Source organism: Mucilaginibacter rigui, assembly GCF_014773275.1.
Lineage (GTDB): Bacteria > Bacteroidota > Bacteroidia > Sphingobacteriales > Sphingobacteriaceae > Mucilaginibacter > Mucilaginibacter rigui_A.
Map to the genome: position 1 here is coordinate 333,798 of NZ_JACWMW010000002.1, position 12,579 is coordinate 346,376.

A 12,579-nucleotide genomic window follows, 5' to 3' on the forward strand; every position below is an offset into this window, starting at 1 on the left:
ATGAAAATATCAGACATTATTGCTTCTGTAGGCGTTATTATCCTATTAATAGCATTCCTGCTAAATATGTATAAAAAGGTTTCGGCACAGGGCAGGGTCTATACGGGGATGAACTTTTTAGGGGCTGCGATGTGCTGCTTTTCATCATATTTAATAGGGTTTTATCCTTTTGTTGTATTAGAAGGTGTGTGGGGCGCATTTGCCCTGTATTCCTTTTTGAATGTTCCACGTGGAACATCTAAGTAAAAAATCACATAATGTTCCACGTGGAACATGGAGGTTATATGTTTAAGAAATATAATGTAATAGTAGTTGGTGCCGGGCATGCAGGCTGTGAAGCCGCCGCTGCCGCTGCCAACTTAGGTTCGTCTGTTTTACTCATTACCATGAACATGGGAACCATTGCACAAATGAGTTGCAACCCTGCGATGGGCGGCGTGGCTAAGGGGCAGATAGTACGGGAGATTGATGCTATGGGTGGGTACTCTGGTATTATTACCGATAAAACCTCCCTGCAATTTAGGATGCTTAACCTAAGCAAGGGCCCCGCTATGTGGAGCCCGCGTGCACAAAGCGACCGTGCACGATTTGCTGAAGAGTGGCGTATAGCGCTTGAGAAAACACCCAATGTAGATTTCTGGCAGGATATGGTTACATCACTGCTGGTAAAAGGAAATACTGTAGTAGGTGTAAAAACATCTATAGGTGTAGAGATAGAAGCAGATGCTGTAGTACTTACAAACGGCACCTTTTTAAATGGTGTTATACATATAGGTGAAAAGAAATTTGGCGGAGGCCGTACCGGCGAAAAAGCAGCTACCGGGTTAACCGAGCAGCTGGTAACCCTGGGCTTTGAGTCGGGCAGGATGAAAACCGGTACCCCACCGCGTGTGGATGGCCGGAGCCTTAATTACTCGGTAATGGAAGAACAATGGGGCGATGAGGAACGCGGCAGGTTTTCATATACTGATGTTGAATTGGCTACAGACCAACGCTGCTGCTGGATAACATATACCAACACCAAAGTACACGAAACGCTAAAAGAAGGGTTTGAAAGATCGCCGATGTTTACCGGCAGGATCAAAGGTTTAGGCCCGAGGTACTGCCCTTCTATTGAAGATAAAATAAACCGTTTTGCCGAGCGCGACAGGCACCAGATATTTGTAGAACCCGAGGGTTGGAATACAGTTGAGATATATGTAAATGGATTCTCCACCTCGTTACCGGAGGATGTACAATACAAAGCGCTGACGCAAATACCCGGTTTTGAAACTGCAAAAATGTTTAGGCCGGGCTATGCTATTGAATATGATTTCTTCCCGCCTACCCAGTTAAGCCTTACATTAGAAACAAAACAGATCAGTAATCTTTTCTTTGCGGGCCAGATAAACGGCACCACCGGTTATGAAGAAGCCGCATCACAAGGCTTTATTGCGGGCATTAATGCACACCAAAAAATCAATGATAAGCATGAACTGATCCTAAAAAGGTCAGAATCATACATCGGTGTTTTGATAGATGACCTGGTAACAAAAGGTACCGAAGAGCCTTACCGTATGTTCACCTCAAGAGCCGAACACCGTTTATTACTACGCCAGGATAACGCGGATATCAGGCTTAGCCCTATTGGCCATAACTTAGGATTGATAAGCGATGAGCGCCTGGATAAGGTAAACATGAAGATCAAAAACTCTGACGAGATAGTTGCCTTTACCAGAAGCAAAAGCATCAATCCTGCTGAAGTAAATAGTATGCTGGAAGAAGCAGGTACTTCCCCTATTAACCAAAGTGCGAAGTTATTTAATTTATTAAGCCGGCCTCAAATAGGTTTTAATGAGTTAAAGCGGGTAGATGGTTCTCTGTCAGATAAGTTATCGGCATATGATAAAGAAACAATTGAGCAGGCTGAAATAAAAATCAAATATGAGAGTTACTTTATAAAAGAACTGGAAATAGTTGACCGTATGAAAAAAATGGAAGACCGGGAAATTAACCCGGAGTTTGATTACCGCCAACTGGTTTCATTATCTAAAGAAGCGCGGGAAAAATTGATGCGGATAAAACCACGTACTTTAGGCCAGGCATCGCGTATTTCGGGCGTTTCGCCGTCTGATGTGTCGGTTTTAATGGTACACGTATCAAGATAATATATAAATATCTGAATATCAGTTAATTATAAAATATCGTTTATAAAGCGTTTTCTCAGATTTTTGATATCACAATTCATAAAAATATAAAAATCGTTTACAGGGCATAAAAACAATGTTAAAACCAAAATCGGCCTTTTTCGGTAAAAATTTATTTTTTTTAATGGTAGCCCTGATCGTTTTTGGCTGTGCCAGCATCCAAAAACCGATGGGAGGCCCACGTGACCTTACCCCGCCAAAATTATTAAAGGCGACTCCTGAAAATATGACCCGGAATTTTTCGGCCAAAAAAATAAGCCTGGAATTTGATGAGTTTTTTAAGTTGACTAATCAGTACCAGGAAATAAGCATTAGCCCCGCCATGGAAAAAATGCCGGAGTACAATGTAAACCGAAAAGTACTAAACATCGACTTTAAGGATACCCTACAAAAAAACACAACCTACGTTATCAATTTTGGTAAGGCCATACAAGATGTTAACGAAAGCAACGTACTCACAAATTTTACTTACGTATTTTCAACCGGCCCGCATATCGATTCGTTAAGCATGTCTGGCTCGGTAACAAACAGCATCACCAAGGAAAAAGAAAAAGATGTAACCGTGATGATCTTCCCCTTAAAACAAGACTCGCTATTATTCGGTAAAAAGAAACCAAGCATTTATACAACAACAGATTCATCAGGTAACTTCTCTTTAAATAACTTACATGATGGCCAATACCGTATTTATGCTTTAAAAGAACCAAGCCCAAATAAGATATTTGATAACGACAGGGAATTGATAGCTTTCTCTAACCGGACAATAAACCTTAGCAAAGATACATCTGATATTAAACTTGCGTTATTTCAGCAGGTGCCAGAAAAGTTCAGGCTCAGTGAAAAAAAGTTTACGCCTAACGGTGTGTTCTCGATGATATTTAATAAAAAGCTGGATAATCCATCTATCAAGATAGTTTATCCTCCGGCTTTGGATAACCAAAAGATAGCAGAAATAAGCAAGACAAAAGATACCGCACTTGTTTATATGCGCAATATGGATTTCGACTCGCTGCGGGTTGCTATTTATGATAATAATAAACCTATAGATACTGTTTACCAGTTAAAAGGCAAAAAGGAAAGCTTTACCAGGACCCTTACCTTTAAATACGGCATAAACAGGGATAATAAGTTAAAGCCCAATACCGACTTTCGCATAACAACAAATTTACCAATTGAATCTTTCGAGCAAGGATTGATCGTATTGGCGGAAGACTCTGTAAACGTAACTAATTATACTATTCGTAAAGATACCGCAAGCACACGCGACCTGCTCATAAAGTATAGATGGCGGCCGGGCAGCAAATACCAGCTTTTATTAAATGAAGCCGCCATTACTGATATTTATAATGATAAAAACAAACGTGCAGGAGTTGCCTTTGAAGCAGACAAGCCCGAGAACTACAGTATGTTAACGCTAAAAGTAAGTGTGCCTGAGGCTGATAAACAGTATGTAATTGAACTTTTAGACGAACAGAAAAACGTGGTGCGTACCGATGTGGTTACAGGCAATACTTCTGTTATATACCGCAACTTTTTAACACAGAAATATAAAGTACGGGTTGTGTATGATACCAATAAAAATGGCCGTTGGGATAGTGGTAATGTGAAACGCCGTTTACAACCGGAGAATATATGGCTATATGACAAGGAAATAACCCTAAGGCCAAACTGGGAAGCAGAAGAACCTATAGATATACCCAAAGAACCGGTTACTCCTTAAACCACCCGGAGTACATGATATAGTTTTGTGGTAATTTATTTAATAAAGCCTTTTGCTCGTCAGTAAGGGGCTTTATTTTTTTTGCCGGTGTGCCGGCATACAGGTAGCCCGATTCGCAGATGGTGCGCTCAAGCACTACAGATCCCGCCCCTATTATCACATATTCTTCCACTACGGCATCATCCATTACAATAGCCCCCATACCTATCAGTACATGATCGCGCAGGGTACAGCCATGTACAATAGCGTTATGGCCTATAGATACATTATTACCTATATTGGTTGGTGCTTTTAAGTAGGTAGCATGAATAATGGCGCCATCCTGTATATTGGTATTATCCCCTATCCTGATGTAATGTACATCGCCACGTATAACGGCGTTAAACCAAACCGAGCAATTATTGCCCATAGTTACCTCGCCAACAATGGTAGCATTTTCGGCTATAAAACAATCGGTTCCCCATTGCGGTGTTTTATCCTTTACAGGTAGTATAACGGGCATAATTTATTTAGTTATTTTTTTAATTAGTGAATTAGCGATTGATTTACTTTTATTATGTTTGAATGCTTTATATAAGCGGAAATAGCTCAGTTGGTAGAGCATCAGTTTCCCAAACTGAAGGCCGCGGGTTCGAATCCCGTTTTCCGCTCAATCTAAAAAACCGTATCCTCTAAAACTTCCTGGTGCTCAGGATAATCAGTAGTATAGTGCAGCCCGCGGCTCTCATGCCTGGCCATAGCAGATTTTACTACAAGGTAACTCACCTGTATTAAATTCCTTAACTCGCACAGCTTAACTGAAAGTTTGGTTTTCTTATAAAAATCCTCTGTTTCTTCATACAGCAAACGCAACCTGCGCATAGCTCGTTCCAACCTAAAATCAGAACGAACGATACCAACGTAGTCATTCATCAGCTTTTGCATTTCGCGAATGTTATGAGTAACCAAAATATCTTCGTTTGATAACTGCACACCCTTTTCATCCCAATCTGGTATGTTTGTGGGTATTTCTAAATTATCAAAATCAACAATAGCATCTTTATATATCCGGTGGGCAAAAACCAATGCTTCTAATAATGAGTTTGATGCCAAACGATTAGCACCATGCAAACCTGTTGATGAACACTCACCGCAGGCATAAAGCCTGTTTATAGACGAGCGGCCCTGATGATCTACCAGTACCCCGCCACACATATAATGGCATGCAGGCGCTACAGGGATCATATCGCGCGTCATATCTATCCCTATCTCTAAACACTTGGCGTATATATTAGGGAAATGGGCTATAATATCCTTCTTCTTTTTATGCCGTATATCGAGGTAAACAAAATCCTCCCCCGATTTTTTTATCTCAGCGTCTATAGCCCTTGCAACAATATCCCTGGGTGCTAATGATTTACGCGGGTCATACTCCTGCATAAATTCCTCACCATTAGTACGTTTTAATATACCACCCATACCGCGAACGGCTTCTGATATAAGGAAAGACGGATATTCGCCCGGGTTATATAATGCAGTTGGATGGAACTGGATAAACTCCATATTACGCACTTTACCTTTGGCCCGGTAAACCATAGCCACACCATCGCCGGTAGCAATAACCGGGTTGGTAGTAACCGAATAAATATGCCCGGCACCACCCGATGCCATAACGGTAATTTTTGATTCTATTTTCTCTACCTGGCTGTTCTCTGTATTAAAAGCATAAATACCGTAACATTTAATATCAGCTGATGATTTATCTACAAACTCACCCAAATGGTGTTGCGTTATCAGGTCTACCGCAAAATAGTGGGTTAGTATCTCAATGTTAGGTTCCCGGTGGATCTCTTCTAAAAGTGACCGCTCAATTTCAAAACCGGTAATATCCTTATAATGTAATACACGATATTCGCTGTGGCCTCCCTCTTTGGCAAGGTCGTAAATACCCTCATTTGTCTTGTCGAAATTAGTTCCGTAGTCAATAATTTCGCGAATCCGCTCCGGGCCTTCCTTAACAACGGCTTCAACAACCACCGGGTCGCAAAGGCCATCACCGGCAATCAGGGTATCATTTATGTGTTTTTCAAACGAATCATCTTTTTTATCAACAACTACAGCAACACCGCCCTGGGCATACTTAGTGTTACTCTCATCTTCGTTAGCTTTTGTAACTATCAGAACCTTACCGTGCTTTGCAGCCTTTAGTGCAAAACTTAATCCGGCAATACCCGATCCTACAACAAGGAAATCAACAGTTCTGGTCATGTTTGGTATATGTATTGTGTAAAATTAGTACTAATGTTAATAAGGGGTATAAAACATGTTAACTTTGTGTAAGTAAAATTCTAAAAATAAATGGAATAGTGGATAACTCTGAATTTTACAGTTTTTACGTTTACTTTTGAGCAATTTGTGAGACGATATTACAACGAAACTAACATTTTATTGGACATGTATTTATTAACAAATAAGTATTTAAATTAAAACTTGTTTATCATACCAATCTTAAAATCAATAAAATAAAAAATAAAAAACTGTTTATAAATGTTAGTAAAAATGGAAAAACAACATTTACAGTAAATCGTATCATAACTTCTTAACATAACTAACACCTTAATAACAATAGTTTTATTTATATATATAAAAAGAGTTATTATTAATTGATTTGTGGAATGGATATCTTCGAAGAAATAAAAGTGAAAGGTTTTGCCGACGAATACATCGATCCGTCGCTTGACCTTTTCGCCGAAATAGAAAAACTTAAAAAAGAGAAAAATGCCGTTATACTGGCCCATTATTACCAGGAAGGAGATATTCAGGATATTGCCGATTATATTGGCGACAGCCTGGGCCTATCTCAGCAGGCAGCAAAAACAGATGCAGATATTATTGTTTTTGCCGGTGTACATTTCATGGCCGAAACAGCCAAAATATTATCACCAAACAAAAAAGTTCTGCTACCGGATCTGAAAGCAGGATGCTCACTGGCCGACAGCTGCCCGCCGCATTTGTTTAAAAAATTCAAAGAGAATTACCCCGATCATCTGGTAATAACATACGTGAATTGTACTGCAGAATTGAAGGCACTAAGCGATATAGTTTGCACATCGAGCAACGCGGTGCAGATAGTAGAAAGTTTGCCAAAGGAGCAGAAGATCATCTTCGGCCCGGATAGGAACTTGGGTGCCTGGGTAGCTAAAAAAACGGGAAGGGACCTGGTACTTTGGAATGGTGCCTGTATGGTGCACGAGATCTTTAGCCGTGAAAAAATTACGAAGCTGAAAGAACGTTACCCGAATGCTAAAATACTGGCACACCCTGAATGTGAGGAAGTTATATTGCAGTTGGCAGATTATATAGGATCTACCACCGGAATACTAAAATATGCTACTAACAGCCCCAATAAGGAGTTTATTGTGGCTACCGAAGCCGGTATTTTACACCAGATGCAAAAGGATAACCCGGATAAAACGTTTATCCCGGCGCCGCCAAATAATACCTGTGCCTGCAATGATTGCCCGCATATGAAACGTAATACACTGGAGAAACTTTACCTGTGCCTTAAAAATGAAATGCCGGAGATTGAAGTTCCGGCACACATTATAGAAAAAGCGGTAAAACCTATCGAAAGAATGCTGGAGATATCGGCAAGTTTGGGGTTGTAATTGGATAAAAAAAGCGTCAATGAAGCGCGGAAAAATAAAAAGGGCCTTACTTTTAAAGTAGGGCCCCTTTCCTTATCATTCAAATTTTAATATTATAAATTATCCTTTTTTGTCTCTACCGCATCCTGCACACTTTGTGGCAGGTTTGATAGCAGGTTATAACCTGTTGCAGTTTCAATATCACGTACAGTTACGCGGTATTGTTTCCAGTCGCTGTTGATGGTGTTAATGTTGGGTGTATTTACAGCTATAACCCGGGTATTAGCATTTACGCGGTTTACATCGCCATCACCGGTTGGTACAATTACAGCAACTTTCCAAACGTTGCTTGGTACGGTAATTTTATCATTATTTATTTTGTTAACAGTACCGTTTGAACCTGTACCACCTACGCCGTAGCTACCCATAATAATATAAACCTCGTTACCGGCAGTAACCTGCGTGCGTAAATAACCTTCTAAATTATTCCATGTTTGCTGGTTATTTTGTGGTGCCTGCGGTATCATATTGGTCATTAAAAAAGTAGCGGAATTGGCATTTGTTGAGCTTGTCCTATCTGCCGACGGGCAATTATGGCCCCTGTCAAAACCAGAACCCGAATAACTGTTGCTTTCTACATGGTAAAAAGTATTTGGTAAACCAATAAAGCCTGCAAAATCGTCTTTACGAGATACAGCGCCGGTTGCATTGGTAGCATCTAAATGCCAGCTTACCCAGTTTGGCGTACCACGGCTGCTGCTGTACGATTCTACGTAATAACCCTGGTCTATCAAATAATTATCGGGCATTACAATAGCAGGTTGCGCGCCCGATGGGTTGCCAAATAAAAGGTTACTGTTATCACCACTTGCAGGTGGTGCATCTGTGCCTACAGTTACACCGCGTTCTGCTGCCGGGGTGCCTGTACCCGGGCCATTATCACCGTCGCCACCATCACCGGTGGTATCTTGCACAATACCCGAATCGCCCTTGCCTTTAAAAGTAATGTCATCAATATTTATACGGGTAGTGCCTGTTTTCTGAATACGGAAACGTACAGGTTTATTTACTGTTACCTTAAATGAATCGGTAACCAGCGTAGTGTTATTTTCAGTGATATCTGCGCCAAGTTGGGTAAAGGTTTTACCACTATCTACCGACATCATTAACTGCCAGGTTGAAGCCGCATCATTACCATATTTGGCGTGTTTGATGCTAATTTGCTCTAAATTTTTAACATCAAATTTCATGGTAAGATCACCGGTGCGTAAACGAACTGATTTTGTACCTGCTTTCGCATCAGCAGCAAGGTTACCTATCAAGGCATCGTTAAAGCTCCAGGTACCTGTTTTTAATTGAACATCCAGTATTGCATAACCACCCTTAGTGCCCGATTCAAAGTCCTCAACTATGGTATAAGGCTTTGGCGGAACAGGTGGATCAACAATAGGGGCTGTTGGTGTATTGTCTTTTTTACAACTTGCAACAACAAGTAAAAAGGCCGAAAAGATAAGTAACTTTCTGATTTTCATATAAATGTATTTAGTAAGGCAAAAATAGATTAGTAAAGTTAACTAAATGTTAATAATTTGTTTGTATGATAAATATTACATTGCTGCTAACAGTAAGTATAAAGCAATTACAATAAGGTTATTGCATTAAGCTTTTGTATTTTTGTAGATTATTGAAATATTATGTTCGAGAACGAAGAGAAAACCAATATAGAGAACCTTGGAGAATTTGGTTTAATAGACCACCTTACCAAAAATATAATGCTTACTCAAAAAAGCACCATTAAGGGTGTTGGTGATGATGCGGCAGTGCTTGATTTTGAAGGAAAGAAAACCCTGATATCCACCGACCTGCTTCTGGAAGGTATCCATTTTGATTTGGCCTATACACCGCTTAAGCATTTAGGTTATAAAGCCGTGCAGGTAAACCTGAGCGATATTTACGCCATGAATGGTACGGCCAGCCAGGTTACGGTTTCTATAGGTATGAGCAGTAAATTCCCTTTAGAGGCCATTGAAGAATTATACGAAGGTATTTACCTGGCCTGTGGCAATTACAATGTGGATATTGTTGGTGGTGATACTTCAGCATCAAAACAAGGCCTGGTAATCAGTATTACTTCTATTGGCTATGCCGATGAAAAGGATGTGGTTTACCGCAATACTGCCGAAGAAGGAGATTTGATCTGCGTATCAGGCGATTTAGGCGGTGCTTACATCGGCCTGCAGTTATTAGAACGCGAAAAACTGGTTTATATAGAAAACCCAAACATCCAGCCTGATCTGGAAGGGAAAGATTACATTGTAGAGCGTCAGTTAAAACCGGAGGCCCGTAAAGATATCATCGACCTGCTGAAAGAACTAAGCGTTAAGCCAACGGCCATGATAGATGTATCTGACGGTTTGGCATCAGAGATATTACACATTTGTAAGCAAAGCAATAAAGGGTGTAAGCTTTACGAAGAGAAGATCCCCATCGACCCTATGACCTACGAAACCGCCCGCGAATTTGGCCTCGACCCAACCGTGTGCGCTCTGAGCGGCGGCGAAGATTATGAATTGCTTTTCACCGTAAAACAAGCCGATTACGATAAGATCAAACACAAAATGGATTTTTCGATCATCGGTTACATAACCGAACCAAATGAAGGTTGCAGCCTCATCACAAAATCGGGCAACCTGCACGAGCTAAAAGCACAAGGTTGGAATGCTTTTAAAAGCGGGCAGTAAACAAAATATAAAATAGTGTCATTGCGAGCGATAGCGTGGCAATCTCATAGGATATGTAGCAAACAATACATAAAAGATTATCCTAAAGGTATGCTAAGATTGCTTCGTTCCTCGCAATGACACGGGGTAAAACTTCTATTCCTCTCCAATATATTTACCATCCAGCTGCTTATTAGCTTTTGCCCCTAACCCTTTTATCTTCTCAGCAGTTTTGGTTAAATTACCATTACCCTCAACCAACTTATTAAAAGCGTTATTATAAACCGATTGTGTTTGGTTGATGTTTTTGCCGATGTTTTCCATATCGGCCATAAAGCCAACAAACTTATCATACATGGCCCCGCTTAGGCGAGCTATCTCCAGTACATTACGGTTTTGGCGTTCCTGTTTCCAGATGCTGGCAATGGTGCGTAGGGTGGCTAACAAAGTACTTGGACTTACAATCACCACCCGCTTATCCCAGGCGTCGCTAAACAGGTCGGCATCCAGTTGTACGGCAAAGCTGAAGGACGATTCTATCGGCACAAAAAGCAAAACAAAATCGGGCGAGTTTACCTGGTACAGGTCGTGATAGCTTTTTGAGGATAGGCCATGCACATGGTTCCGTAACGATTCGACGTGTGCTTTTGAGTAAAGCTTCCGTTCTTCCTCGGTTTCGCAATTCACCAAACGCTCGTAAGCTATCAGGGACACCTTAGAATCGATTATTAAGTGTTTATCATCCGGAAGGTCAATTATCACATCGGGCTGCAGCCTGCTGCCGTTTGCGTTGTTCAAACTGGCTTGTACACGGTATTCCCTGTCGCGCACAAGGCCGCTGCGCTCCAAAACCTTTTCCAGGATCACCTCGCCCCAGTTGCCCTGCTTTTTATTATCGCCTTTTAAAGCTTTGGTTAAGTTTGATGCTTCGGTACTGATGAGTTTGTTCAGGTCCATCAACTGTGTAATAACCCCTTTAAGCGTATTGCGTTCGGCAGCTTCCATATTGTAAACCTTATCAACCTTATCCTCAAAAGCTTTTATATTTTCTTTAAGGGGATTCAGTATGGCATCAATGCTCAGCTTATTTACATCCGTAAACTCGCGCGATTTTTCCTTCAGTAATTTCTCGGCAATGTTCTCAAACTCGCGCTGAAAATGCTTGCGGGTTTGCTCTATCTCTTCCTTCTGTTCGGCCAGTTTTTCCTGCTGTGCTTTAAAATACGAGCGGGATGATTCTAATGACTGATTTGCCTGTGCCAGTTGGCTTCGCTCGTATAAAAGCTCATCTAACAACCGGCTTTGGTCATCCTTAAAATGTTTGGTAAGGTTTTCTTTTTCGGTAAAAATGCCTGCAGCTTTTTCTTCGGCTTTGGCTAAAGATATTTTTAGTGATTCATTCTCTGTTCTTAAAACCGACAATTCATGCGCAGAAATAAGCGCGGCAGAAGGCTTTCTTAATAAAATAACAAGTACCAGGGCTATAATAATAACCGCGGCTGTAATGATAATAGCTACATCCATTTTGATAAAAATATTAGCAAAACGAATGTAGGTATTTTACTATTAAAACAAAAAACTTAGTAATGTATAGGTTTACTTACAAAAGTGGAGGACATTTAATAACGTGTTAAAAGCCCGCTCGTTGATCTTGCCTTTACCAGGTAATGATCAAACTTGGGGTTTGTTATAAAAAAGGTAACGGAAACATTATCCGCCTTATGATAAGCATCGGCATAAAGCTTATTTGTATTGGGCGTTTGCTCAGTATCATTACCTGAGTAAAGGGGGCTCTCTACATTTAAAACCAGTTTGGCAAGTTTGTTATCCTTTTTCCATTGATAAGTAATGTACCTTGGTTCGTTATTTTTATCATTAGGTAAAACACTGCCATACTCGGCAGAGATCTCCTTAATGAGTGTATCAAGTTTACCCGGGCGCACATTCTCCTGCGATGCTGCAACCATAAAGGTTTCTTTATCATCAAAATCCATCACCACATTTAGGTCGCCAAAGTAGAAACCGTTAAAGCGTGCCAGCGTATCACCAACATGCGACGAAGAAACGGTATATTGCACATACCTCAGTGTTGAATCAGACCCATCTATTTGTATAGTTTCTTCTTCAGATCTAACCGAATATTTTTCATTGTTCCTGAAAAGGGACTCATCGCCAAAAAAGGTTTCAACATCTAAATTCAAACCAAAATTATCCAGGTGTAGCGGCGCCTTACCAAATTGTGGTTTTTGGTTTGATGAGCAGCCATAAAGGAAGAGCGCTAAAACGGCTACAAATAAAAAAGTAACTTTATTCATGTGTTGGTTATA

At 40.6% G+C, this 12,579-nt stretch carries 10 protein-coding genes and 1 tRNA gene; 6 read left to right on the forward strand and 5 right to left on the reverse strand.

Features of this window, described 5'->3' with window-relative positions:
* From IDJ75_RS08610 to IDJ75_RS08620, 3 genes are all read left to right on the forward strand, one after another.
* The gene (locus IDJ75_RS08610; RefSeq protein ID WP_191175220.1) at positions 1 to 246 is read left to right on the forward strand and encodes a CBU_0592 family membrane protein; all 246 of its coding nucleotides are present in this window, start codon (positions 1 to 3) and stop codon (positions 244 to 246) included.
* 38 nt (positions 247 to 284) lie between these two features.
* A complete protein-coding gene (gene mnmG, locus IDJ75_RS08615) occupies positions 285 to 2,147 on the forward strand; it encodes a tRNA uridine-5-carboxymethylaminomethyl(34) synthesis enzyme MnmG (RefSeq protein WP_191176103.1) in 1,863 nt (620 codons plus the stop codon).
* Between the two features lie 115 nt (positions 2,148 to 2,262).
* Complete coding sequence (locus IDJ75_RS08620; RefSeq protein WP_191175221.1) at positions 2,263 to 3,906, forward strand: Ig-like domain-containing domain; 1,644 nt, start codon at positions 2,263 to 2,265, stop codon at positions 3,904 to 3,906.
* Here IDJ75_RS08620 and IDJ75_RS08625 read toward each other — a convergent pair.
* Positions 3,896 to 4,408: a gamma carbonic anhydrase family protein gene (locus IDJ75_RS08625; protein WP_191175222.1), complete on the reverse strand. Its 513-nt coding sequence runs from the start codon at positions 4,406 to 4,408 to the stop codon at positions 3,896 to 3,898. The two genes, IDJ75_RS08620 and IDJ75_RS08625, sit on opposite strands and share 11 nt — an antisense overlap.
* A gap of 75 nt (positions 4,409 to 4,483) precedes the next feature.
* Between IDJ75_RS08625 and IDJ75_RS08630 the strand changes: the two genes are divergently transcribed.
* Positions 4,484 to 4,556: transfer RNA gene (locus IDJ75_RS08630), tRNA-Gly, on the forward strand.
* Between the two features lie 4 nt (positions 4,557 to 4,560).
* On the opposite strand, the gene nadB is transcribed toward IDJ75_RS08630, so the two are convergent.
* Complete coding sequence (gene nadB, locus IDJ75_RS08635; RefSeq protein ID WP_191175223.1) at positions 4,561 to 6,153, reverse strand: L-aspartate oxidase; 1,593 nt, start codon at positions 6,151 to 6,153, stop codon at positions 4,561 to 4,563.
* Between the two features lie 407 nt (positions 6,154 to 6,560).
* Here nadB and nadA point away from each other — a divergent pair, with 407 nt between their 5' ends.
* The gene (gene nadA / locus IDJ75_RS08640) at positions 6,561 to 7,553 is read left to right on the forward strand and encodes a quinolinate synthase NadA (protein ID WP_191175224.1); all 993 of its coding nucleotides are present in this window, start codon (positions 6,561 to 6,563) and stop codon (positions 7,551 to 7,553) included.
* Between the two features lie 92 nt (positions 7,554 to 7,645).
* Here nadA and IDJ75_RS08645 read toward each other — a convergent pair whose 3' ends face one another.
* The gene (locus IDJ75_RS08645) at positions 7,646 to 9,064 is read right to left on the reverse strand and encodes a DNA/RNA non-specific endonuclease (RefSeq protein WP_191175225.1); all 1,419 of its coding nucleotides are present in this window, start codon (positions 9,062 to 9,064) and stop codon (positions 7,646 to 7,648) included.
* 162 nt (positions 9,065 to 9,226) lie between these two features.
* Between IDJ75_RS08645 and thiL the strand changes: the two genes are divergently transcribed.
* Complete coding sequence (gene thiL / locus IDJ75_RS08650) at positions 9,227 to 10,273, forward strand: thiamine-phosphate kinase (RefSeq protein ID WP_191175226.1); 1,047 nt, start codon at positions 9,227 to 9,229, stop codon at positions 10,271 to 10,273.
* A 135-nt stretch (positions 10,274 to 10,408) separates the two neighbouring features.
* Here the strand turns inward: thiL and rmuC are convergent, their stop codons facing one another.
* Positions 10,409 to 11,776, reverse strand: a complete 1,368-nt coding sequence (gene rmuC / locus IDJ75_RS08655; RefSeq protein WP_191175227.1) for a DNA recombination protein RmuC — start codon at positions 11,774 to 11,776, stop codon at positions 10,409 to 10,411.
* 95 nt (positions 11,777 to 11,871) lie between these two features.
* A complete protein-coding gene (locus IDJ75_RS08660) occupies positions 11,872 to 12,567 on the reverse strand; it encodes a hypothetical protein (protein ID WP_191175228.1) in 696 nt (231 codons plus the stop codon).
* Between the last annotated feature and the right edge of the window lie 12 nt (positions 12,568 to 12,579).

Bases quoted from the DNA above. Each gene is read 5' to 3' on its own strand.
- IDJ75_RS08660 (WP_191175228.1), bottom strand. From the start codon at position 12,567: ATGAATAAAGTTACTTTTTTATTTGTAGCCGTTTTAGCGCTCTTCCTT.
- mnmG (WP_191176103.1), top strand. From the start codon at position 285: ATGTTTAAGAAATATAATGTAATAGTAGTTGGTGCCGGGCATGCAGGC.
- thiL (WP_191175226.1), top strand. From the start codon at position 9,227: ATGTTCGAGAACGAAGAGAAAACCAATATAGAGAACCTTGGAGAATTT.
- nadB (WP_191175223.1), bottom strand. From the start codon at position 6,153: ATGACCAGAACTGTTGATTTCCTTGTTGTAGGATCGGGTATTGCCGGA.
- rmuC (WP_191175227.1), bottom strand. From the start codon at position 11,776: ATGGATGTAGCTATTATCATTACAGCCGCGGTTATTATTATAGCCCTG.
- IDJ75_RS08610 (WP_191175220.1), top strand. From the start codon at position 1: ATGAAAATATCAGACATTATTGCTTCTGTAGGCGTTATTATCCTATTA.
- IDJ75_RS08645 (WP_191175225.1), bottom strand. From the start codon at position 9,064: ATGAAAATCAGAAAGTTACTTATCTTTTCGGCCTTTTTACTTGTTGTT.
- IDJ75_RS08625 (WP_191175222.1), bottom strand. From the start codon at position 4,408: ATGCCCGTTATACTACCTGTAAAGGATAAAACACCGCAATGGGGAACC.
- nadA (WP_191175224.1), top strand. From the start codon at position 6,561: ATGGATATCTTCGAAGAAATAAAAGTGAAAGGTTTTGCCGACGAATAC.
- IDJ75_RS08620 (WP_191175221.1), top strand. From the start codon at position 2,263: ATGTTAAAACCAAAATCGGCCTTTTTCGGTAAAAATTTATTTTTTTTA.